Below are 23,987 nucleotides of genomic sequence, written 5' to 3' on the forward strand. Positions count from 1 at the left end.
CCCGCCTATCCGCGGAGCAGTTCCTCCACCATCGCCCGCGTCGGCGTCGCGCCGTCCCGCGCCCGCAGGCCGCCGGCGGCGGAGGCGAAGCGCATCGCCTCCGCCACGCTCTGGCGTTCCGCCATGGCCAGGGCATAGGCGCCGTGGAAGACATCCCCCGCGCCGGTGGTATTGGTGGCCTGGACGCGGAAGGCCGGGGTGATGCGCGGCTCCGGATCCTCCGCCGTCAGCCAGAGCGTGCCCTTCTCGCCACGCGTCACGGCGGCGGTGCGGCAGCCGGCGGCGATCGCCTTGCGCAGCCCCTCGACCGGCCGGGCGCCGGGGGCGTAGTTGGTCAGGCCGGGCTCGGAGAAGATCGCGTGGTCGGCGCGCGGGATCAGGTCCAGCAGTAGGCGCGTCTCGCTCTTCTCGCCATCGATCACGCTGGGCACGCCATGCAGGCGGGCATGGTCCAGGGCGCGGGCGCTGCCCTCCGGCCAGCGCGGATCGCAGAGGAAGGAATTCGCCTTCTCCAGCAGGTGCAGCGGCAGCCAGGCGGGATCGGTGCCGAGATTGTCGCCGCGATAGGCGTAGATGCTGCGCTCCCCCACCGGGTCCACCAGCACGGCGGAGACGGGGGTGCGGGCATTGGGGGCGCGGTGGCAATGCGCCACATCGACCCCCTGGGCGGCCAGCGCCTCCAGCAGCGGGGTGCCGTTCAGGTCGTCCCCCACCCTGCCCCAGAAGATGCAGCGGCCGCCGAGGCGTGCCACGCCCACCGCGGCATTGGCCGCCAGCCCCCCGGCGCCGAGACTATAGCCGCTGGCCCGGTTCTTCGACGGCGGCTGCACGATATCCTGCACCAGGAAAGTGTGGTCCATGACCACGCTGCCGAGGCAGACAACGATTGGGCGGAGATCAGGCGCTTTCATGGCTCCCAGGGTTCCACCGCCGGGCAGGTTTCGCCAAGCGAAGAATGCTGCACCGCCGAATACGCGCGACCCGGCGCTGCCGGACTGGCTGCGCGCGCGCATCCTGCACCTGGACCCCGATCTGCTGGTGCTGGACAAGCCGGCCGGCCTGCCGCTTTCCGCCCGGCAGGGGGAGACGCTCGAAACCTTCCTGCCGGCGCTGCGGCTGGGCAAGAAGCGCCTGCCGCAGCCGGCGCACCGGCTGGATACCGACACCGCCGGCTGCCTGGCGCTGGGCCGCACCGCGCCGATGCTGGCGCGGCTGAATGCGCTGTTCGCGGCGCGGCAGGTGGGCAAGACCTATTGGGCCGTGGTGCGCGGCGACCCGGGTGGCGCGGCCGGCCTGGTGGAGGCGCCGCTCGCCAAGGTCAGCAGCGCGGCGCGGGGCTGGCGGATGCAGGTGGAGACCAAGGGGGACCCGGCCCGCAGCGCCTGGCGCCTGCTGGGGCGCGGCGACGGCTTGAGCTGGCTGGAACTGCGGCCGGAGACCGGGCGGACGCACCAGCTGCGGGTGCATTGCGCGCATCTCGGCTGCCCGATTCTTGGGGACACCCTGTATGGCGGCGGGGAGGCCGGCGGGCTGCATCTGCTGGCGCGCGGGCTGACGCTGCCGCTGGAGCCGACCTTGCAGTTCGAGGCGCCGGTGCCGGTGCATATGCAGGCGGCGATCGCGGGCTGTGGTGGGACGGCAAGGTAGGCGTGCGCGGGGCCCCCACCCCGACCCTCCCCCGCTTCGCAGGGGAGGGAGCAGCTCGCCCTCCCCTCCGCAGAACCGAAAACAGCCCTACCGCACCCGCAGCTCCGCCCCCGCCGCCACCCCATCCGCATCCAGCACCGTCACCCGATAGAAACCCGGCCCCGGCGGTGTCCAGGCGGCCTCCCGCCGCGCCCGGTGGTGATCGAGCGGCGCGCCATCCACCAGGAAGACCAGCGGGCGGCGGCCGCCGGCGGCGCGCAGCGTCACCGGGCCACCCTCCGCCAGCACCGCGCCGGGCATGGGGAAGACCAGCCGCAGCCGGTCCGCGGCCTCCGCGAAGGGGCGTGGCGTGGCGCGCACGACAAGCGGCGCGCGCGGTGCGGCCGGCAGCCGCGCAAAGATCGCGGCCAGCGCCGGCAGCGCGGCGCCGCGGCCGGTCAGGCCGGGGATCGGCGTGCCATCCGGCCGGCCGACCCAGACCCCCGCCACATGCCGCGCATCCAGCCCGACCGCCCAGGCGTCCCGCCCGCCCCAGGAGGTGCCGGTCTTCCAGGCGACGCCGGCCGGCCCGCCGCCCGGAAAGGGATTCGTCAAAATGCCCGCCACCTCGGCGGCCGCGCGTGGCAGCACCACTTCCGGCCTCTCGCCGGGCGGGCCGGGCACCGCCACCAGCGGCCCGGCCCGGCCGCGATCGCCCAGCAGCGCATAGAGCGCCACCAGCTCCCGCAAGGTGGTCCCCGCGCCGCCCAGCGCCAGCGGCAGCGAGGGTTCGGCCCCCGGCGCCAGCCGCGGCGGGCTGCCCGCCAGCTTCAGCGCGGTCGCATAGCGCAGCACGCCCAGCTCGCTCAGCAGCGCCACGGCCGGCAGGTTCAGCGACTGCCGCAGCGCATCCGCCGCCGTGATCCGGCCGACGAAATCGCGGGAGAAATTCTCCGGCGCATAGCTGCCGAAGCGGAAGGGCAGGTCCGCCACCAGCGTCTCGGGCCGCACCACCCCCGCCTCGAAGGCCAGGGCATAGAGAAAGGGCTTCTGGGCCGAGCCGGGGGAGCGGATGGCGCGCGTCAGGTCCAGCATGCCGGCGCGGGTCTCCACGCCGAAACTGCCGCCGACCAAAGCGCGGATTTCCCGGGATTCGATCTCCGCCACCACCATGGCCATGGCGGCATGGTCGGACAGCGCCAGCAGCCGGTCCTCGGCCAGCGCCTCCGTCGCCGCCTGAAGGTCGCGGTCGAGCGTGGTGGCAATGCGGGCACCCGGCGCGGCGTCGCGTGCCAGCTGGCGGGCGAGGTGCGGCGCGAGGCGTGGCATGGGGTGGCGCGCGGTGGGCACGGGCGTGGCGAAGGCCAGGTCGCGCTCCGCCGCGCTGACCTGGCCAGCGCCGGGGGCGCGCTGGCGCAACATGGCGTCGCGCGCGGCGCGGGCGGCCATGGGGTGCCGGTCCGGCCGCAGCGCCTCGGGCCGCCGGGCCAGCGCCACCAGCAGCGCCGATTCGGCGGCATCGAGCTGGCCGGGCGGCCGGCCGAACCAGGCGAAGGCGCCGGCGCGAAGCCCCTCCAGATTGCCGCCCTGCGGGGCGAGGGTCAGCCAGATGCCGAGGATCTCGTCCTTGGAGAAGCGGGCCTCCAGCTGCAGGGCGCGCAGGATCTCCACGAACTTGCTGCGCAGCGTGCGCGGGCGCGGCTCCAGCAGGCGCGCGGCCTGCATGGTGAGCGTCGAGCCGCCGGAGACGACGCGGCCGGCGCGGATCCACTGGAAGGCGGCGCGGGCCAGGGCCAGCGGGTCGACGCCCGGATGCCAGCGGAAGCGCGCATCCTCGGCGGCCAGCAGCATGGCGATGAGATGGGGTGGCAGGTCGGCGGGCGCGGTCGGCAGGCGCCAGATGCCGCCGGGGACCGGCAGGGCGGAGAGGGTGCGGCCCTGGCGGTCCAGGACCTCGATGCCGGGGTGCAGGCGGGCGAGGTTGGGGGGGAAGGCGCGGTCGAGGGTGAAGAGGGCGGCCACCATGACCGCAGCCAGCAGAATCAGGGCTCTCCCTCTCCCCTGCGGGTGGAGAGGGCTTTTCGCCACCCTCCGCCATCACTCGCTCGGCAGCACCGTGACGCGGGCCACGTTCTGGCGGGCGAAGACGCCGGGGCGGTACATGTCCTGCGCCTCCATTCCCGGCAGTTCGAAGCTCCCTGCCGTCACCGCCCGCACCCGCACGGCGAAGCGCGCCAGGGGGTTGCTCGGCGTCAGCTCCAGCGCCGCCGCGTAGCGGTCGTCGCGGGCCGGCTGGGCCTCAGGCTCGGTCAGCGTGCCGAGCCAGGGCATGCCCTGCACCTCGCCGGGGCCGAGCCGCCCGGCGATCTCCCACCCCGCCGGCAGGCCCTGGATCACCATGGCCATGTGGCGTTCATTGGTGGTGGCGCGGGCCTCCATCAGCAGCACGAAGCCGGTGCCGGCGCGCACCGTGTCGAGGTTCAGCGGCTGGCCGTCCAGCGCGAAGAAACGCCGCGCCACCCGCATGCCCTGGCTGGCCGCCGGCAGCGGCGAGGTCGGCACGCCGGCGATGGAGACCGCCTGCGCAACCGGCGCATCGCCCCGGTTGCGGGCCTGCCCCGCCGCCGCCAGCGGCGCCGTCACCACGCCGGCCACCGGCAGGTCCCGCCCATCCAGCGTGATCCGCGCCGGGCGGCCATCGCGGCCCAGCACGAAGGCGGCCGCCACCGCCCAGGCCTGTTCCTGGGTATTGCTGACCGCGGGCGTGAATTCCGCCCCCGGCAGCCGGCCGAGCAGCGCCGGCAGCCGGTCCTGGGCCACGCCGGATTCGCGCAGCAGCAGGGCGGTGGCCAGGCCATCCCGCGCCGCGCTGCCGAAATCCTCGTACCAGTGCTGCCGCGCCGGATTGGCGAGCGCCTCGGCGAAGATCGCCTCCGCCCGCCCCCGGTCGCCAGCACGGGCGAAGGCCGCGGCAAGCTGGGCCTTGGCGAGCGGCGTCGGCAACCGGTCCAGCTGCTCCGCCAGGCGCCGCGCCGCACCCAGGCGGTTGCGCCCGGCCAGCGCCAGCAGATGCACGCGGTAGGCCTGCAGGGCGAAGAATTCGGGCGAATTGCCGCTGCCCTCCAGCTCGTCCTCCACCGCCCGAAGGGCCGCGTTCAGCGCCGCCTCCGGCACCGCCGCCCCCTGGGCCCGGGCGCGCAGAAGCGCCTCCGTCGCATAGAGGCTGGCCCAGTCCTGCACGCTGCCCTCGGCGCTCCAATAGCCGAAGCGGCCATCGTAGCGCTGGCGGTCGAGCACGGAGGCAATCGCCCGGCCGAGCTGGGCCGCATCCTCCTGCGCCGTATCCGCATTGGCCGGGGCATGGGACAGCGCCAGCACGCGGGAGCCGGCCTGCTCGACGCAATCCAGCGGGAAGCGGCGCAGCCCCGCCAGCAGGGCCTGCGGGTCGTAGCGCACCGGCGCGCCCCAGCTGGCCGTGGCCCGCCAGGTGCCATCCAGGAAGCGGGAGCTGGGCAGCGGCACCGGCGCGGTCGCGCCCGGCGCCAGGGTGCTGACCGCCACCTCCGTCACCGCGGGGCGGGAGGAGCGGACGGTGATCGCCGCCTCGCGTTCCGTGCGGAAGCCGCCCGGGCCGGTGACCGCGAGGCGCAGCATCCCCTGTCCCACGCCGAGGCCGCGCAGGCTGGTGGCGGGGGCAGCGCGGGCGCCGGTGGCCAGATTCGCCTCCAGCGTCGCGGGACCGGCCAGGGCGATGGCGCCGGTCGCGGTCAGCGTGGCCCGGAAGTCACCCGGCGGCAGTTCGACATTGTGCAGCAGCAGCGGCAGCCGCACCTCGTCGCCCGGCGCCAGGAAGCGCGGCAGCAGCGCCTCCGCCACCGCCTGTTCGCGGATGGTCATGGGTTTCGCCGCGCTGCCGATGCGGGCGCCGTCCCAGGCCACCGCCATCAGCCGCACCTCGCCGGCGAAATCCGGCAGGTCGAGCGGGATGGTCGCGGTGCCATCGGCGGCCACCGCCACCGGCCCCTGGAACAGCGCCACCAGGCGCTGCGGCACCTGCAGCCCGGCGCCGCCATCCATGCCGTCGCCGCCCTGGCGCAGCACCGCGGCCTCGCCCTCCGCCGGCGCGATCAGCCGGCCGTAATCGTCGCGGATATCGAGGCCGAGCCGGCGGCGCGCCAGGAAATGCGCCACCGGATCCGGCGAGGCGAAGTTGGTAATTCGCAAGATGCCCTCATCCACCGCGGCCAGCGTCACCATGGCGGTGGCGCCGGCCCCGGCGATGCGCAGCGGCACCTCGATGCGGGTCTGCGGCCGGGCGAGCGGCGGCGTGTCGATCGCCACCTCCAGCCGCCGCGCCGCCGGATCCAGCGCGAGCCAGGCGAGGCCGAGCGCGCGGCCCGGCCGCCCGGCCGGGGCATTGGCTTGGCGCCCCGCTGGGGCGACGCCCGGCCGGAAGACGGTGACGGCGACATGCGCGCCAGGACCCCAGGCGGCGTCGACGGGCACCTCCACCTCCGCCCCCGCCTCCGGCACCTCGACCTCGCGCAGCGAGACCACGCGGTCCGTCAGCACGGCGATGCTGGCGCGGCCCGCGAAGGGCGGGGTGATGCGCAGGCGGGCGGTGTCGCCCGCGGCATAGGCGCGGCGGTCGGCGGCGACATCGACGCGGTCCGGCACCTCCGCCGCCTCCGCCTGCGCCCAGCCGGCGCGGAAGCGGTAGGTGGCAATGCCGAGTCCGCTGGGTTCGGTCACTTCCAGCCGGTAGCGGCCGAAGGACAGGCTGCGGGCGAAGCGCGCCGGCTGGCCGGGGGCCACCTGCACATCGGTCGAATCCACCGGCTCGTCGCGCCAGACCGTCTCGTAGCGCGCCAGGCGCTCCCGCATCACGATCCGCCAATCGGGGCGTTCGCGCACCAGCCGCACCCGCAGCGTGCCGGCGATCGCCTCGCCCGCCGGGTTCACCGCGGCGATGTCGAAGGCGGCCTCCGCCCCGTCATTCACCGCGCCGCCCTCGAAGGCGGGGCGGAGGGCCAACAGCGTGCCGCGGGCGCGCACGGGCAGGGAGAGCCGCGTGCCGCTCGCCCGGCCGCCCGGCTCCGACATCAGGATGGAGACATCGGCGCGCAGCGGCCGCGTGGTGTCCGGCGCCTGGGGCAGCAGCAGGGAGAGCGTCGCCTTGCCCTCCGCATCCGTCTCCGGCACGTCGAAGCTCTGCAGGTCCGGCGTGAAGTTTTCGTCCATCAGGCCGAAATGCCAGCCGCGCCAGGCCTCGAAGGGCTGTGGATCGACCGACAGGCGCAGCTCCGCCGTGCCGGTCAGCCCGGCGCCGGGCGCGCCGTAGAGGAAGCGGGCGGCGACGGGGATCTCCAGATCCTGGCCCGGCACCAGCGGGCCGGCGGCCGGGCCGGCGGTGACCTCGAGCCGTTCCGGCACGAAGGCCTCCACCCGGAAGCTGGTGGCGCCGATGGCCTGGCCATTCGGATCGGCCAGCACCTCCACCGACCAGGACCCCGCCGGCGCGCTGGCCGAAAGCGGCACCGGCACCACCAGGGCCGCGCCCTGCACCCGGTCCGGCACGCTCTCGAAGAACACCTGGCCATTCGGGCGCCGCACCCGCAGCCGCACGGGCAGGTCCACCGGCTGGCCGGCGCCGTCGCGCAGCAGCGCGCCCAGCCGCACCACCTCGCCGGGGCGATAGATGCCGCGGTCCAGCCAGAGGAAGGCATCCAGCGGCCCCGGATGCGGCCGCCCCTCGGCACCGCGATCCGTCAGGTCGAAGGCCGCGCTTTCCAGGCTGAGTGTCGCAAAGTCCTCGCCCGAGAAGGCCTGCACGGCGATCGGGGCCAGCTGCCCGGTGCCGCGCAGCAGTGCGGCATTGAAGCGTGCCAGGCCATCCGGGCCTGTCACCGCCTCGCCCAGAATGTCGTTGTTGCGCGCCAGCAGCACGGTGCGGACGCCTTCCCGCACCCGGGCATCCGAGAAACCGCGCAGCTGCACGGCCAGGCCCTGCGCGCCGCGCCAGGCGGTGATGCCGAGATCGGTCGCCAGCACGGCGAGCGAGGCGCTGGACCCGCGCCGCGTGCCATCGCCCGGCGTTGCCACCAGCACATACATCCCCGGCCCGGCGCTGCGCAGCGCCTCCGGCAGCGGCAGGGCGTTGCGGGCCATGCGGTTGGGCTCCGCCGCCGGCAGCTCCGCGCGGCCTTCCCAGACCACGCGCCCGAGATCCTCGGAGAGGTTCTCCGCCATCCACTCATCCATGGCCGTGCCGGGCCGCCATTCGCGCATCAGCGGCACCAGGTTGCGCTCCGTCACCCGCACCAGCTTCAGGGACAGCGCGGTGACATTCACCGTCGCCACCGTCACCCGCGGGTCCTGGCCCTGCGGCAGCAGGAAGGCGCGGTTGTCGAAGGCGATGCGGGCCGGGCGGTTCGGCATGGCGATGCGATAGGGCGTGTCGCGCAGCATCCGCAGCCCATCCTCCCCGGGCAGGCCGGCACGCACCACCAGCTGGGTGGTCTGGCCCCAGGGCAGGCCGGCGACGCATAGCGCATCCCCCTCCCGCGTCACCGCCAGATCGGGCAGGGCAGGCTCCGTCCGCAGCCAGTCGCGCGGCTGCCAATCCGTCCGCCGCGCCGGCGGGGTGGTGAAGGCGAGGCAGGCGCGGGCGGGCTCGGCATCCGGCTCCGTCGTGATGCGTCGCACCAGCAGGCCGGCGGCGCGGCGGGCGGCGGCCAGCATCTCCCGCTGCTTGGCATCCTCCGGCGCACGCTCGACCACCGCGGTCAGCGCCTCGATCTGCCAGATCGGCTGGTCCAGCCGGCGCATCGCCTCCGCCATCACCAGCAGGGAGGGGATCTCGGGCGGGCCGCCCGGCACCAGCATGAAGGCGCGCCAGCCGGCGTGCAGCGCGCGCAGGGCCTCCGGCGGGCTGCGGGAGAGCTGGGCATTGGCCAGCGCCATCCAGTGGTCGGCGGTGGCCTGGCCGGCGCCGACCCGCTCCTCCCATGCCGCGGCGGCGGCGGCCCAGTCCCGCCGCGCCTCCGCCGCGCGGGCGCGGGCCTCGGCCTGGTTGCGCTGCTGCGGCGTGCCGCCGGCCGGGAAGCGGCGGGTCAGCGCGGATTCGTAGCGGGCGGAATCCTCGGGCAGGCCGGGTGGGTCGAAGTTCTGGGCCGCAGCGGGCATCAGCCAGCCCAGCAACAGCAGCAGGGGCAGAAGGAAGCGAAGCGTCATGGTGGCTCCCGCGGGCGGCGTTTCGGGAAGCATGGCATGCCGCCCGCGTCCCGTGCAGCGTGTGCTGCCGCAACCGGCGCACAATGACCGGCGCGCATGGCGCGGGGCGTTCACGCTTTCGCAAGCAGCCTTGGGGCAGGGTCGCCGCCCAGGTCCCGCCCCCGCCGGGCCCGCAGCAAGGAAGCCGTCGCATGAAGCGCGCGCGCAAACGTGTCCTGGTCACCGGCGGCGCCGGATTCCTCGGCTCCCACCTGTGTGAACGGTTGCTGGCGGAAGGCGAGGAGGTGATCTGCCTCGACAACTTCTTCACCGGCTCGCGCGACAATATCCGCCACCTGCTGCCGCATCCGCATTTCGAGGTGATCCGCCACGACGTGACCCAGCCGATCCAGCTGGAGGTGGATGAGATCTACAACCTGGCCTGCCCGGCCTCCCCGGTGCATTACCAGCACAATCCGGTGCAGACGGTGCGGACTTCCGTGCATGGCGCGATCAATGTGCTGGAGCTGGCGAAGCGGCTGGGCGCGCGGATCTTCCAGGCCTCCACCTCGGAGGTCTACGGCGACCCTGCGGTGCATCCACAGCCCGAAAGCTACCGCGGCAATGTGAATCCCATCGGCATCCGCGCCTGCTACGACGAGGGCAAGCGCTGCGCGGAGACGCTGTTCTTCGACTACCACCGGCAGGACGGCGTCGATATCCGCGTCGCGCGCATCTTCAACACCTACGGGCCGCGCATGCATCCGAATGACGGGCGCGTGGTCTCCAACTTCATCGTGCAGGCGCTGCAGGGCGAGCCGATCACGCTCTATGGCGATGGGCGGCAGACGCGCTCCTTCTGCTATGTGGACGACCTGATCGAGGGGATCGTGGCGCTGATGCGCGCGCCGGGCGGCGTGACGGGGCCTGTGAACATCGGCAATCCCGGCGAATTCACCATCCGCGAACTGGCGGAGGAGGTGACGCGGCAGACCGCGTCGCGCGCCGGCTTCGTGATCCGCCCGCTGCCGCAGGACGACCCGATGCAGCGCTGCCCGGATATCACGCTGGCGCGCGCCCTGCTGGGCTGGCAGCCGCAGGTGCCGCTGGAGGCCGGGCTGCGCCGCACCATCGCCTATTTCGCCGAGACGCTGGGCCTGCGCATGCCCGAACCGGCCTTGCTGCGCGTGGTCGCGGGACGCTGAGCTTTACGGGCTGTCCATACCGGTCGCGCTAGTCTGCGCGCATGACGATGGTCGACCAAAGACTGGCACCGGAGCTCACGGCCCTGCGCTGCGTGTTCCTCGTGGCCATGCATCACGGCCTGCAGCTGGCGCCGGATGAGCTGCCGCAGCCGGGCCAGGGCGACATGGTGCCGGCCGTGCTGCGGACCCTGCAGCAGGCAGGGCTGCGCGGCCAGGCGCTGCGCCGCGCGGGCTGGGACAAGGCGGCCGGGCTCGGCGCCGCCTATCCGGCCATGGTGGTGCGCAAGGATGGCAGCTGGATCATCCTGATCCATACGCTGGACGGCGCGGATGGCGAGCCGGTGGCCGCGGTGCTGGACCCTGCGCGGGAGGCGGAGGGCGTGCAGCTCTGGCCCCGCGCGCAGTTCCTGGAGGAATGGTCCGGCACGCTGCTGCTGGTGAAGCGCGTGCATGCCCTGGGGGATGAGGACCAGCCCTTCGGCCTGCGCTGGTTCCTGCCGGAGATCATCCGCCACCGCCGGCTTTTCGCCGGCGTCGCCATCGCGGCGCTGGTCGCCAACCTCATCGGCTTCTCCATCCCGCTGCTGTTCCAGGTGCTGATCGACAAGGTCATCACCCACCAGGCCTGGCAGACGCTGTATGTGGTGGTGGGCGCCTTCGTGCTGCTGACCGTCTTCGACGCGGTCTTCGGCTATATCCGGCAGCAGCTGATGCTGATGGCCAGCAACAAGATCGATGCGCGGCTTGGCGCGCGCACCTTCGCGCATCTGCTGTCCCTGCCGCTGGCCTTCTTCGAGAGCCATGCCGCCGGCGTGCTGGTGCGCCACATGCAGCAGACGGAAAAGCTGCGCCATTTCCTGACCGGGCGGCTGTTCCAGACGCTGCTGGATGCGGCGCTGCTGCCGGTGCTGCTGGCCTTCCTGCTGCTCTATTCCGGCACGCTGACCGCCGTGGTGCTGGGCTTCTCCGCCGCCATCGCGCTGGTAATCGGCGCCATGGTGCCCACCTTCCGCGCCCGGCTGAACCGCCTCTATGCGACGGAGGGTGCGCGCCAGGCGCATCTGGTGGAGACGCTGCACAATATGCGCGCGGTGAAGTCCCTGGTGCTGGAGCCGGCGCGGCAGCAGGCCTGGAACCAGAAGCTGGCCGCCGCGGTACGCCAGCATGCCAGCGTCGGCCGCATCGGCGCGCTGGGCAGCGTGGCCACCGGCGCGCTGGAGAAGCTGATGCAGATCTCGGTGCTCGCGGTGGGCGCCACGCTGGTCTTCGACGGCACGCTGAGCATGGGGGCGCTGGTGGCCTTCACCATGCTGTCCGGCCGCGTCAGCGGGCCGCTGGTGCAGATCGTCGCGTTGATCAACGAATACCAGGAAGCCGCGCTCTCCGTCCGCATGCTGGGCACGGTGATGAACACGCCGCCCGAGCGCGTCGGCGCCACCCGCAGCGCCCGCCCGCCGATCACCGGCCGGCTCGCCTTCGATGAGGTGACCTTTCGCTATCCGGGCGCCGCGACACCGGCGCTGGACCGTGTTTCCTTCGAGGTGCAGCCGGGCCAGGTGATCGGGGTGGTCGGGCGCTCCGGCTCCGGCAAGACCACCATCACGCGGCTGATCCAGGCGATCCACGCGCCGCAATCCGGGCTGATCCACCTGGATGGCGTGGATCTGCGGCATATCGAGCTGAACCACCTGCGCCGCGGCATCGGCGTGGTGCTGCAGGACAACCTGCTGTTCCGCGGCACCATCCGGGAGAATATCGCGGCGACGCGCCCCGATGCGGGGATGGAGGAGATCATCGAGGTGGCGCGGCTCGCCGGCGCACAGGAATTCATCGACCGCCTGCCGCTGTCCTACGACACGATGGTGGAGGAAGGCGCCACCAACTTCTCCGGCGGCCAGCGCCAGCGCATCGCCATCGCCCGCGCCCTGCTGACGCGCCCGCGCCTGCTGATCTTCGACGAGGCGACCAGCGCGCTGGATCCGGACAGCGAGGCGATCATCCAGCGCAACCTGGCGGAGATCGCGCGCGGCCGCACCATGGTCATCGTCTCCCACCGCCTGTCCTCCCTCGTCACCTCGGATGCGATCCTGGTGCTGGAACAGGGCCGCCTGGTGGATTGCGCGCCGCATGCCGTGCTGCTGGAGCGCTGCGAGATCTATCGCCACCTGTGGCAGACGCAGACGCAGCACCTGCGATGAGCCATCTTCGACGCATCAGGCCGGCGAAACCCCGGCTGGCCGCGGAAGCGGTGCCCTTCCAGGAGGATCTGGAGGCGCTGATCGCGGAGCCGCCGTCCCGCTTCCTCGGCGGCGCGCCCTGGCTGCTGGGGCTGCTGGCCCTGGCCCTGCTGGTCGGCGCGGCGCTGGCACGGATCGATGTGGTGGTGACCGGCCATGGCCGGCTGGTGCCGGATGCGCCGCCGCTGGTGCTGCAGCCGATGGAACGCGCGGTTCTGCGCGAACTGCTGGTGCGCCCCGGCCAGGCGGTGCGGCGCGGCGAGGTGCTGGCCCTGCTCGATCCGACCTTCTCGGCCGCGGACCGCGAGGCGCTGGCCGCCCAGGCGCAATCGCTGCGCGCGCAATTGGCCCGGGTCGAGGCCGAGCTGGCCGGCGGGGCGCCGGTGCCGGGCGACAATGCGGAGTCCGCGCTGCAGGCTGTGCTGCAGGCGCAGCGCCAGGCGCTGCGGGCCACCCGTTTGCAGGCGCTGGAGGGCGATATCCGGGCGCTGGAGCAGGGGCTGCAGGCGATTGCGGCGCAGCAGGAGGGGCTGGCCGAGCGCGCCGCCATCGCGCGTGACGTGGAGCAGCTCCGCGCCCGGCTGCTGGAAGGGCAGATCGGATCGCGCCTGAACCTGCTGGCGGCGCGTGTGCAGCGGCTGGAGGCGGAGCAGGCGCTGGAGACGGCGCGCAGCCGGCAGCAGGAACTGTCGCACAGCCTGGCCGCCCGCCGCGCCGAGCATGCCGCCTTCCAGGAGGAATGGACGCGGCTGCTGCTGGAGGATGCGGTGCGGCTGCGCGGCGAGCTGGTGCGCGTGACGGAATCCCTCGCCAAGGCCGAGCGGATGGAGGCGCTGACCACGCTGCGCGCGCCGGCCGATGGCGTGGTGCTGGAAGTGGCGCGCCGCTCCGCCGGTTCCGTGCTGCGGGAGGCGGAGCCGCTGGTGGTGCTGGTGCCGGCCGATGCGCCGCTGATCGCCGAGATCAGCCTGCGCTCCGCCGATATCGGCCATCTGCGCATCGGCGATCCGGTGGTGCTGAAGGTGGATGCCTTCCCCTTCCAGCGGCACGGCCCGCTGCATGGCAGCCTGCGCGCCGTCAGCCGCGACAGCTTTGGCGCCAACCAGCCGGCCGGCGGCGAGCCCCTGCCGGGCGCGCCCGCCGTGCATCGCGGCCAGGTGGAGATCGCGCCCGAATCCGCGCTGCGGCTGGAGCCGGGCCTGGCGCCGATTCCCGGCATGACGCTGACGGCGGAGATCAAGGTGGGGGATCGCAGCGTGCTGGGCTATTTCCTCACGCCGCTGCTGCGGGGCATGCAGGAGAGCCTGCGGGAGCCCTGACCTTCAGCCGTGGACCACGGCCCAGTCGCTGCGCACCAGATGCCGCCGGCGACCGCGGTCCGGGACGGCGGCCTGGCCGCGCATCAGGCACTCCGCCTCCTCCGCGCTGACGGGGGCGCTGTAGAAATAGCCCTGCAGCTCATGGCATCCGTTGCGCTGCGCCCATTCGGCCATCTCCAGCGTCTCGATCCCCTCCGCCACAATGACCGCCTGCATGAAGTTGCACATGGCGATCACCAGGCGGACGATCTCCTCGTTGCGCGGCAGGCCCTGCATCAGGCTGCGGTCGATCTTGATGCAATCGACCGACATCTCGTTCAGCCGCGCGAGGTTCGAATAGCCGGTGCCGAAATCGTCGATCGCGAGGCGGATGCCGAGGTCGCGGATCTTGGCCAGGTTGGCGCTGACCACGGGATTGCTCTCGATCAGCAGCGTCTCGGTGATCTCGAGCTCGAGGCGCGACGGATCGCAGCCATGTTCGTCGAGAATGCGCTGCACCATGCAGGCGAATTCCAGCTCGCAGAGCTGCCGCTGGGACACGTTGACGGAGACGGAGACATCGAGGCCCTGGCGCGCCCATTCGCAGCGCTGCCGCACCGCCTGGTCCAGGATGGTGGCGCCGATCTGGTTGATCAGGCCGGACTTCTCCGAGATCGGGATGAATTCCGAGGGCAGGATCAGGCCTCGTTCCGGATGGTTCCAGCGCGCCAGCGCCTCCACCGCCACGGCGCGCTGCGCGCCGGGGGAATAGCGCGGCTGGTAGTAGGGCAGGATATGGCCGCCGCGCAGCGCCTCCCGCAGGTCGGAGAGCAGCTGCAGCTCCTCCTCCCGCTGGTTGCGCATGCTCTCGTCGAACATCCGGTACTGGTTCCGCCCGCCGGCCTTGGCCTCGTACATGGCGAGGTCGGCGCGCTGCATCAGCAGCTGGGCATTGGTGCCGTGATGCGGGAAGCAGGCGATGCCGACGCTCGGCGTCACCATCAGCTTGCGGCGCTCCCCATGCACCGGCAGGGCCAGCCGCTCCAGGATCCGCCTGGCCAGCATGTCGATGCGCCCGGCCTCCTCCGCCCCTTCCGTCGCCAGGAACAGGAATTCATCGCCGCCGAGGCGGATCACCGTATCGTCGCCGACCCGCAGCTCCGACAGCCGCCGCGCCACTTCCATCAGCACGCCGTCGCCATGCAGGTGGCCGAGCGTGTCGTTGATGGCCTTGAACTGGTCGAGGTCGATGAACAGCACGCCGATGCGCGCGCCGCGCTGTTCCGCGCGGCGCACCATGGCATTGAAGCGCGCCGGCATGGCCAGGCGGTTGGGCAGGCCGGTCAGCGGGTCGTGGTGGGCGCGGTTCTGCGCCAGCGCCTCGGCCTCCTTCAGCTCCGTCACATCGGTCTCGCTGACCAGGATGGAGGGACGGCCGGAGACCGGGTCGTGGCAGGAGCGCACGGTCAGCTCATGCCAGCGCAGGCCCTCGGCGCTGACCACCTCCGCGATCAGGCTGACCTCCGCCTCGCTATGGATCTGCTCCATCATGCGGAGGTAGTCGCGCCGGTGCAGGAAGCGGGCGGGCAGGTCCTGCTGCGCCGTGTCGAAACTGGCCCGCGCCGCAGGGTTGCAGTAGAGCGTCCGGCCATCGAGGTCGTGCAGCGAGATCATCAGCTTGGTGTGCAGCAGCGCATCGGCGCTGCGGATCGCCTCCGGCTGCAGCCGCGCCTCGTCGCGCGCCTCACACAGCATGGCCATGCGTCCGTCATGCAGCTTGACGCCGCTGAACCGCACCTCCAGCGGCCGCGGCACGCCGCGGGGATAGAGCGTCCACATCTCGGTGAAGCTCGCGTCGTAGCTGATGAAATCGGCCTGGTACTGGCGCAGCCGGCGGGCCACGGCCGGGGACATGTCCGCCTTCAGGTTGCGCGCCGCCAGCTCCGCGAGGGAGGCGGCATTCCAGACCTCGAGCGCGGCGGCATTGGCCCAGATCACGCGGCCATGGTCGATGTCGAAGATCCAGACGGCCGCGACCAGGCGGTCCAGGATCCAGTCCTGGTCGGTGCCTTCGGGGCAGGCGGCCGGCCTTGCCGCCTCCACGCCCCGGTCCGGCATTCCCATCAAGCGGCGCCCGCGAAGGGGGTGGCGCCCTCGCAGAGTGCCGAAAGCGGCACGAAGCCGGGTGTGCGGCGCACACGTTCGATCCAGGCCCGGATGGCCGGGAAAGGCTGCAGGTCGATGCCCGCCTCGTCCGCCACATGGACATAGCCGAAGATCGCGATATCGGTGATGCCGTAGCGCTCGCCGAGCATGAAGTCGCGGCCGCGCAGATGCGCCTCCAGCAGCCCCAGCCCCTCGGCGCCGCGCGCGCGCCAGGCGGCGATCTCCGCCTCCCGCCCCCGGCCGCGCTCCGGCACGATATGGCCAAGGAAGCGGGCGGGGGAAATGCAGGGCTCCAGCTTCGCCTGTTCGAAGAACATCCATTGCAGGCTCTGCGCCCGCGCCTGCGCATCCGCCGGCATCAGGGGCGAACCGTCGGCGATCAGCCAGAGCATGGCATTGGATTCGCTGATGCCGGTGCCATCCTGCGTCACCAGGAAGGGCACGCCGCCTACCGGGTTCAGGGCCAGGAAGGCCGGGCTCCGTGCTTCGCCGGCCAGCACATCCACGGCGACCACCCGCACCGCCCGGCCGAGCTGGCGGAACGCCAGAAAGGGCTTGAAGCAGTTTCCAGAGCCGGGGGTGGCGTACAAGGTATGCACCGAGCTATGCACCGGGCGTCTCTTTTATCGTTCACATCTGCGTATATATGACAAAACCTACCCATTCCTTGCTAGACATTTTTGGATAATCGAGACAACGCCGGCGTCGCTCAAGCGGCCAGCGGCAGAGAAGGCTGCGCCATGCGGCGCGGCTTGCGCAGCACGCTGACGAAATAGCCGTTGTGCCAATCGCTGTCCTTGAAGGCGAGTTCGGGGTGGGTATTGTCCAGCGTGGTGCGGATTTCCGCGCCATAGAGCAGCTGCAACCCGCCCTGGACGATGGCGCGATGCGTGCCGGCCCGCACCGGCCACCAGTTCCAGTCGTCGCAGATGAAGATGAACTCCTCTGCCAGCGCCGGCAGGGCGGCGATCAGCCCGTCATGCTGGTCCTGTTCCTCATGCGGCCCGTCGAAGAGATAGACCTCGAAGGGCGCATGCCGCGCGGCGAGGTCGGGGAAGGAGACGGCGCGGAAATCCGCCTCGATCATCTCCACCGCCGCGGCTTCCGTGCGGAACTGCGCGACATTGCCCAGGAAGGCGTCGCGCGGGCCACCGAACTGACTCCAATTGTCGATGGCCACCGCCTGCACCGCATTGCCATGGATGGCGCTGCAGAGGGTGGAGCCCATCCAGCTGCCGACCTCGAGGTAGCCGGTGCGGCCCAGCCTGCGCAGCAGCCCGTTGATGAAGTGGCGGTAGCGCGCGCCGGACATGCCGTCGATCGCGTAGAAGCCCTGCGTCCGGTCGATCGGCGCCGCCAGGGCCTCGGACAGGGCCAGGCGCAGCGGCGCGACCTGGCGGGCCTCCGGCTCGATGAGGATTTCGCTGAGGTGGGTCATCGGCGCTTTTCTCCGGATGCGAAGGCAGCCGCCATCTGACCCGCTTTGCCTGAACGGAGGATGAAGGCCAGCGCATCCAGCTTTCCTTCATCCTTTCCCGGCAGATTGCCGCGCCACCGCCCGGAAAAAGCCGCCATGGACAGCCTGCCCCCCATCCCGAAGGTGACCGAGGACAGTCGGCTGGTGCTGCATGTCGGCTGCGGCGCCGCCTCCCCGGACAAGCTGCCGGCGCATTTCTTCCCCGCCGGGCAGTGGCGGGAGGTGCGGCTGGATATCGACCCCGATGTGGCGCCGGATGTGCTCGCCTCCATCACCGACATGGCGGCGGTGCCGGATGCCTCGGTCGATGCCATCTGGTCCTCGCACAACCTGGAACACCTGTTTCCGCACGAGGTGCCGCTGGCCCTGGCCGAATTCCGCCGCGTGCTGAAGCCTGGCGGCTTCGCCCTGATGACCATGCCGGACCTGCAGCAGATCGCCCGCCTGGTGGCGGAGGACCGGCTGACCGATCCGGCCTATCTGTCCCCGATGGGTCCGATCACGCCGCTCGACATGCTCTATGGCCATGGCGCCTCGCTGGCGCGGGGCAATGTCTTCATGGGGCACCGCGGCGGCTTCACCGCGCGGTCGCTGGAGATGGCGCTGATCGCCGCGGGCTTTCCGATCGTGCGCGTGGTGCGCGACGAGAGTTTTGCGCTCTGGGCCACGGCTTACATGGGCGGGGGTGTCGCGGCGTAAGCCGCGCCAGCATCTGCGGCGTAAGCCGCGCCCGCATTGGCGGCGTAAGCCGCGCCTGCCATCAGGGGGCGCGGCGCACGCTTTCCAGCGCCGCTTCCAGCCGCCGGGTGAAGCCGGCGGAATCGCCCAGCGTGCGCATCCAGGCATCGCCCGCCAGCACCGCCCGCGCCGCCGCCAGCCGCGTCGGGTCGGTGGCCATGGCAATGGCGCGGGCGACATAGTCCTCCCGCGTCTCCGTGATGCCATCGGTCAGGCCGATGGCCGTCAGCAGGCTGCAAGCCATGCGCGCGGCGAAGGCGGTGCCGGCGCGGGTCAGCAGCGGCAGGCCCATGCGCAGCGCGTCGCTGGCCACCGTGCCGGAATTGTAGGGCGTGGTATCGAGGAACAGGTCGGCGAGCCGCATCCGCGCGAGATACCGCGCCGGCTCCACCCGCGGGCCGAGCACCAGGCGCTCCGGCGCCAGGCCGGCCTCCGCGAAGCGTGCGCGAAGCTGGGTGCTGCCGCCATACCCATCCTCCGGCAGCCAGAGCACGGAGCCCGGCACGGCGTGCAGGATGCGCGTCCAGTCGGCAAACATCTCGGCCGTAATCTTGTAGAAATTGGCGAAGCAGCAGAAGACGAAGGCGTTCTGGGGCAGCCCCTCCTCCGCCCGCGTCAGGGCGGGCAGCTCCGGCATGCGGCTGTCATTGGCCTGGTACAGCCCCTCGATCGCCAGCGGCTTGGGCGCATAGAGATGCGCGCGGTCCGGCGGCACGGCGATGGCGTCGCACAGAAGGAAATCCAGCTCGGGCAGCGGCACGCTGCCGATATAGCCGAGATAGGTGCCCTGCACCGGCGCCGGCTTCCAGCGCAGCGTGGCCATGCGCGCGCCGCGCGTCAGGCCGTTCAGGTCGATCAGGATGTCGATCTCATCCGCGCGGATGCGCCGCGCCGCCGCCTCGTCATCCATCGCGCCGATGCGCACATGGTGGTCCAGCGCGGCGATGACGCGGGCGCGGATCTCGCTGCCGTCTTCCGGCGAGGAGCAGTAGCCGAAAATCTCGAAGCGCGAGCGGTCGTGGCGCTCCAGCACCTCCGCGATCAGGAAGCTCATCGCATGGCGGCAGAAGTCGGAGGAGAGATAGCCGATGCGGATGCGGTCGTGGCGATAGCCGCCAGCCGGCGCCAAACGCTGCGGCGCGGCCGGCACCTTGCGCTCCAGCCAGGTGGCGACGATGCGGCGCTGCAGGTCGATGTCGTCGAACAGCGCCAGCGCGCCGAGCGGCCCCGCATGCAGCTGCGCCCGCTCCACGGTCAGGCCCGGGATATCGCCCGCATGGATCGGCCACAGGCAAAGCTTCTGGCGCAGATGCGTCCAGTGCTGCAGCACATCGGGCTGCGCCGGGTCGCTGATGAGGCTGGCGCGCAGGGCCTGCTCGGCCTCCGCGAAGCGGCCCGCCTGTTCCAGCAGGCGGCCGCGCTGGTTCAGCAGGTTACGGCGCACCGGCTCCGGCTGCAGCGCCTGCTGCCAGGTGGCCAAGGCGGCCTCGACCTGGCCCGCGGCTTCCAGCGCCAGGCCCAGGTTGATCGCCGCCTCGTGGAAATCCGCCTTCAGCGCCAGGGCGTTGCGGTAGCAGGTCACGGCCTGGGCCGGGTCGCCGGTCTGCACCAGCTCCACGCCCAGGTTGAACCAGGCGGCCATGGCCTGCGGATGGCCGGGATTGGCGGCGAGCCAGGCCTGGTAGGCATTGATGGTGACGCCGCGGCGGCCCTCGCGGCTCGCCTGTTCCAGCAGCGGCAGCAGCCCTTCCAGGCGGATGGCGCGCAGGGCGCGCTGGCGCCGCGCCTCCTCCGCCGGCGGCAGCAAGGCCGGCCAGCTCGGCCCGGCGATCAGCCCGGCGAGCCAGCCGATATCCAGCGTCTCGGAGGGCACCAGCGCGTTCATGGCGGGCTCCACAGGCGCCGATCGGGCGGCAGCATCTGGAAGGCGTGGCGGCGCGCAAGCCTTTGGTGCCAGCGCGCCTCGTAATCCGGCAGGGTGCCGGTCTCCTGCGCCTCATGGTCCTCGGCCGCGCCGAGGTCGAGATAGGTGTCGAGATTGGAGAGGTCGGGCCGCGGCAGGCGCCCTTCGCGGAAATCCTGCCACATGCCCGCGAAGGCCTGCTCGATGTGGCGCACGAAGTTCTCGGTATCGAAGAGCAGGGAGGATTCCCGGAAGGCCAGCAGCCGGTCGCGATAGGCGCGCAGCCGGGCGGGGTCGCGGCCCAGCGCGATGGCCTGGGCGACGTAGTCCGCCGGCGTGTTGCAGACCAGCTCCGGCACGCCGGCCGCGCGCACCAGGCTGGCGCAGACGCGACTCGCAAAACCGCGGCCCGGCAGGGTCAGCACCGGCGTGCCCATCCACAGCGCGTCGGAGGCGGTGGTATGCGCGCCATAGGGCGCCGTATCCAGGAACAGGTCCGCCGCGGCATAGCGCGCGACATGATCGGCATTGCCGGCCATCGGCGCGAAGATCAGCCGCGCGGGGTCGATGCCCGCCGCCTGCGCGCGCTCCCGCAGCTTCACATCCACCGCGTCGCTGGATTTCAGCAGCCAGAGCACGCTGCCCGGCACGCCGCGCAACACCTGCATCCAGCGATCGAAGCCGAAGGGCGTGATTTTCTGGGTGCCGTTGAAGCTGCAGAAGACGATGGCGTCTTCCGGCAGGCCGAGCGCGGCGCGCGTCGGCACCGCGCCGACGGTCCGGTGCCGGTCATTCGGCTGGTAGCAGGGCAGGCGCCTTACGGCCTCCGAATAGTAGCGCTCGCTGCCCTCGGGGATGATGACCTCATCGGCCAGGATGTAATGGTGATAGGGCGTGCCCATGGTGCCGGCATAGCCGAGCCAGTTGACGATCACCGGCGCCGGCCGGCGGGAGAGCAGCTTCGTACGCGCGCCGCGGGTATGGCCGTTGATATCCACCAGGATGTCGATGCCATCCGCCAGCATGCGGGCGAGTGCGGCGTCGTCGTCCATCGGCGTGATGTCGCACCAATGCTCCACGCTGTCGCGGATGCGCGCCTTCACCGCATCCTCCTGCGGGATACCGCAGTAATAGACGAAGACCTCGTAGCGGCTGCGGTCGTGCAGCCGGTACATATCGGCCGTCAGATGGCCGATGGCGTGGGAGCGCAGGTCGGAGGAGAGATAGCCGATGCGCAGCCGGGGCGAGGGCGGCCGGTCGGCGAAATCCGCATCGCTGCGGAAATCCGCCGGCACGCCGCATTCGGCGCGGCTATAGGCGGCGGCCAAGGCGAGCGCCAGCATCGGGTCGTCGGTATGGGTCACCAGGCTGAGCGGCGCCATGCCGCGCAGCAGCGCCGGGCGGTCCAGCGTGCCCACCGGCTCCAGCAGCGGCCAGGCGCATTGCCGCTGGCGCAGGCTGATCCAGTGCTGCACCACGTCGCGCTGCGTGGGCGCGATCTCGATGATCTGGCGCAGATGCTCCTCGGCCTGCGCATGGCGCTGGGCGGATTCCAGCACGCGGGCGATGTGCTTCAGCGCCGTGGTCTTATAGGCCAGGCTGTCGCCGGAGACCGCGGCCAGGCTGGCGCAGGCATGCGCCCAGTGGCTGATCGCGGGCTCCGTCGCGCCCAGCCTTTCATAGACCACGCCGAGATTGATGAAGGGCGGCAGGAAGGTGGCGTTGCGCTTGATCGCCTCGCCGAAGGCGGAAGCGGCGCCGGCCAGGTCATCGAGACCCGAGAGCAGCACGCCGTAGTTGAAATAGACCGCATGGCCCAGCGGGTCCGTCGGGTGGCGCGCCAGCCAGTCCCGGTACAGCGCCGCGGCCTGCGGCGCCTGGCCGGCGCTGGCCATCTGCTGCGCCGTGCCGAACAGATCGGCCACGCTGTCAATCTGCATGGTCTGCATCAGCCTGCATGCTTCCATTCTGGCCCGCTGCAATGGGCGGGGCAGCATGGCGGCGCTTGGTGAAGAAGCGGTGAACGGCCGCGCGGAAGATTCCGGACTGCGGTCACGGTGCGATTCATCGCCCGTCAAGGGTTCATCCCTAGTCTCCCGGCACGCCGGGACGACAGGATGTCCACCCCGCCCCTACTGCGCCGCCTGACTCGGGATTGCTGGTTCCTGGCGCGGTTCATCATGCCCAGCCGGGAGACATGGCGATGCCGGTGTTCGATGCCCTGACGACGACCCAGATCAGCCAGCTGACCACGACGACCATCGCGGCGCTGACGACGACCGAGGTCCGGACGCTGGCGACGACCCAGATCGCCGCCCTGACGACAACGCAGGTCACCGCGCTGGCTTCCACCCATCTCGCCGCGCTGCACAGCACCCAGGCAGCGGCGCTGGAGACGACGGATCTCGCGGTGCTGGGCACGGCGCAGATCCGCGGCCTGGTCTCCACGCAGCTCACCGCCCTGAGCACGACGCAGCTCGGCGCCATCACCACCACCCAGATCGGCGCCCTGACCACGACCCAGACGGCCGCGCTGACCACCACGCAGGTGGCGGCGCTGACCACGACGCAGATCGGCGGGCTCGGCAGCACGCAGATGTCGGGCCTGACCTCGCTGCAGCTGGCCGCGCTGACCACGACGCAGGTGGGTGCGCTGACCTCCACACAGGTCGGCGCCATCGGCCTGATCCCGATCCGCGGGCTGGAGACGACGGACCTCGCCGCGCTGACCACCACCCAGATCGCCGGCCTGACCTCCACGCAGCTGGCGGGCCTGACCTCGACCCAGGCGGCGGCGCTGGAGACGACGGACCTGGTGGCACTGACCACCACCCAGATGCGCGGCCTGGTCTCGACCCAGATCGTGGGGTTGACCACCACCCAGGCGGCGGCGCTGACCACCACCCAGCTCGGCGGCCTGACCACCACCCAGATGGCCGCGCTGACCACCACGCAGATGGCGGCGCTGACCACCACCCAGGTCTCCTCGCTCGGCACCACCCAGGTGGCGGGCCTGACCTCGGGCCAGATCGGCGCGCTGACCACCACCCAGGTGGGCGTGCTGACCTCGACGCAGATCGGCGCCATCGCCAGTGGCCAGGTGCGCGGCTTCGAGACGACGGACCTCGCCGCGCTGACCACGACGCAGATGGCCGGCCTGACCGCGACGCAGCTCGGCGCGCTGAGCGCGACGCAGATCGTGGCGCTGGAGACCACGGACCTCGCGGTGCTGACCACGACGCAGCTGCGCGGCCTGACCACCACGCAGATCGCCGCACTCACCACCACCCAGGCGGCGGCGCTGACCACGACGCAGATCGCCGCGCTGGCGACGACGCAGGTGGCGGGCCTGACCTCCACCCAGATGCCGGTGCTGACCACGACGCAGATCGGCGCCCTGACCTCGACTCAGATCGGCACCATCAGCTCCACCGCGCTGCGCGGCATGGAAACCACGGACCTGGCCGCGCTGACCACCACCCAGGTGGCGGGCCTGACCGCGACGCAGATCGGCGCGCTGACCACGACGCAGGCGGTGGCGCTGGAGACCACGGATCTTGCCGTGCTCACCACCACGCAGCTGCGCGGCCTGACCTCGACGCAGCTGGCCGTCCTGACGACGACGCAGGCGGTGGCGCTGACCTCGACGCAGATGGCGGCGCTGACGGCAACGCAATTCGCCGCCTTCACCTCCACCCAGGCCGCCGCCCTGACCACGACGCAGATCGGCGCGCTGGGCACCACCCAGGTGGCGGGCCTCACCTCCGCCCAGGTCGCGGCGCTGACCACCACCCAGATCGGCGTGCTGACCTCCACCCAGATCGGCGCCATCAGCAGCACGGCGCTGCGCGGCATGGAGACGACGGACCTCGCGGCGCTGACCACCACCCAGATCGGCGGCCTGACCACCGCGCAGATCGGTGCGCTGACCACCACCCAGGCCTCCGCGATGGAGACGACGGACCTGGTGGCCCTCACCACGACACAGCTTGGTGGCCTCACCTCCACCCAGATGGCCGCGCTGACCACGACGCAGGCCGCGGCACTCACCACCACCCAGGTCAGCAACCTGACCACCACCCAGGTCGGCGGCTTCACCACCACCCAGGTCGCCGCCCTGACCAC

General features: G+C 72.0%; 14 protein-coding genes. 6 read left to right on the plus strand and 8 right to left on the minus strand.

What is annotated here, in order from left to right; translation table 11 throughout:
• Positions 1-5: 5 nt before the first annotated feature.
• A complete protein-coding gene (locus ACTIF1_RS01725; RefSeq protein ID WP_439594637.1) occupies positions 6-1,013 on the minus strand; it encodes a PfkB family carbohydrate kinase in 1,008 nt (335 codons plus the stop codon).
• On the opposite strand from ACTIF1_RS01725, the gene ACTIF1_RS01730 reads away from it, so the two are divergent.
• Complete coding sequence (locus tag ACTIF1_RS01730; protein WP_439594638.1) at positions 910-1,647, plus strand: RluA family pseudouridine synthase; 738 nt, start codon at positions 910-912, stop codon at positions 1,645-1,647. The genes ACTIF1_RS01725 and ACTIF1_RS01730 overlap by 104 nt on opposite strands.
• A gap of 87 nt (positions 1,648-1,734) precedes the next feature.
• On the opposite strand, the gene pbpC is transcribed toward ACTIF1_RS01730, so the two are convergent.
• Complete coding sequence (gene pbpC, locus ACTIF1_RS01735) at positions 1,735-3,651, minus strand: penicillin-binding protein 1C (RefSeq protein ID WP_439594639.1); 1,917 nt, start codon at positions 3,649-3,651, stop codon at positions 1,735-1,737.
• Between the two features lie 72 nt (positions 3,652-3,723).
• Positions 3,724-8,859, minus strand: a complete 5,136-nt coding sequence (locus ACTIF1_RS01740; RefSeq protein ID WP_439594640.1) for an alpha-2-macroglobulin family protein — start codon at positions 8,857-8,859, stop codon at positions 3,724-3,726.
• Between the two features lie 191 nt (positions 8,860-9,050).
• Between ACTIF1_RS01740 and ACTIF1_RS01745 the strand changes: the two genes are divergently transcribed.
• The 3 genes from ACTIF1_RS01745 to ACTIF1_RS01755 are packed head-to-tail and all read left to right on the plus strand — an operon-like array spanning position 9,051 to position 13,599.
• Positions 9,051-10,043 (plus strand): UDP-glucuronic acid decarboxylase family protein, encoded by a 993-nt coding sequence (locus ACTIF1_RS01745; protein WP_439594641.1) that lies wholly within the window; start codon positions 9,051-9,053, stop codon positions 10,041-10,043.
• Between the two features lie 41 nt (positions 10,044-10,084).
• Positions 10,085-12,241 (plus strand): peptidase domain-containing ABC transporter, encoded by a 2,157-nt coding sequence (locus ACTIF1_RS01750; RefSeq protein WP_439594642.1) that lies wholly within the window; start codon positions 10,085-10,087, stop codon positions 12,239-12,241.
• Positions 12,238-13,599 (plus strand): HlyD family type I secretion periplasmic adaptor subunit, encoded by a 1,362-nt coding sequence (locus ACTIF1_RS01755; RefSeq protein ID WP_439594643.1) that lies wholly within the window; start codon positions 12,238-12,240, stop codon positions 13,597-13,599. Before ACTIF1_RS01750 ends, ACTIF1_RS01755 begins: the two co-directional genes overlap by 4 nt.
• 3 nt (positions 13,600-13,602) lie before the next feature.
• On the opposite strand, the gene ACTIF1_RS01760 is transcribed toward ACTIF1_RS01755, so the two are convergent.
• The 3 genes from ACTIF1_RS01760 to ACTIF1_RS01770 all read right to left on the minus strand — a co-directional run bounded on the left by ACTIF1_RS01760 (position 13,603) and on the right by ACTIF1_RS01770 (position 17,182).
• Complete coding sequence (locus ACTIF1_RS01760; protein ID WP_439594644.1) at positions 13,603-15,696, minus strand: putative bifunctional diguanylate cyclase/phosphodiesterase; 2,094 nt, start codon at positions 15,694-15,696, stop codon at positions 13,603-13,605.
• Positions 15,697-15,701: 5 nt separating this feature from the next.
• On the minus strand, positions 15,702-16,355 hold the full coding sequence (locus ACTIF1_RS01765; protein WP_439594645.1) for a glutathione S-transferase family protein: 654 nt from the start codon (positions 16,353-16,355) through the stop codon (positions 15,702-15,704).
• A 98-nt stretch (positions 16,356-16,453) separates the two neighbouring features.
• Positions 16,454-17,182 (minus strand): class I SAM-dependent methyltransferase, encoded by a 729-nt coding sequence (locus tag ACTIF1_RS01770; RefSeq protein ID WP_439594646.1) that lies wholly within the window; start codon positions 17,180-17,182, stop codon positions 16,454-16,456.
• 135 nt (positions 17,183-17,317) lie between these two features.
• On the opposite strand from ACTIF1_RS01770, the gene ACTIF1_RS01775 reads away from it, so the two are divergent.
• Entirely contained in the window at positions 17,318-17,920 is a 603-nt protein-coding gene (locus tag ACTIF1_RS01775) for a class I SAM-dependent methyltransferase (RefSeq protein ID WP_439594647.1), read from the plus strand.
• Between the two features lie 61 nt (positions 17,921-17,981).
• Here the strand turns inward: ACTIF1_RS01775 and ACTIF1_RS01780 are convergent, their stop codons facing one another.
• A complete protein-coding gene (locus tag ACTIF1_RS01780) occupies positions 17,982-19,844 on the minus strand; it encodes an O-linked N-acetylglucosamine transferase family protein (RefSeq protein WP_439594648.1) in 1,863 nt (620 codons plus the stop codon).
• Positions 19,841-21,802 (minus strand): O-linked N-acetylglucosamine transferase family protein, encoded by a 1,962-nt coding sequence (locus tag ACTIF1_RS01785; protein ID WP_439594649.1) that lies wholly within the window; start codon positions 21,800-21,802, stop codon positions 19,841-19,843. Before ACTIF1_RS01785 ends, ACTIF1_RS01780 begins: the two co-directional genes overlap by 4 nt.
• A 263-nt stretch (positions 21,803-22,065) precedes the next feature.
• Here ACTIF1_RS01785 and ACTIF1_RS01790 point away from each other — a divergent pair.
• A partial coding sequence (locus ACTIF1_RS01790; protein WP_439594650.1) for a beta strand repeat-containing protein occupies positions 22,066-23,987 on the plus strand: 1,922 nt, incomplete at its 3' end.

The organism is Falsiroseomonas sp. (genome assembly GCF_051860665.1).
Classification (GTDB): domain Bacteria; phylum Pseudomonadota; class Alphaproteobacteria; order Acetobacterales; family Acetobacteraceae; genus Falsiroseomonas.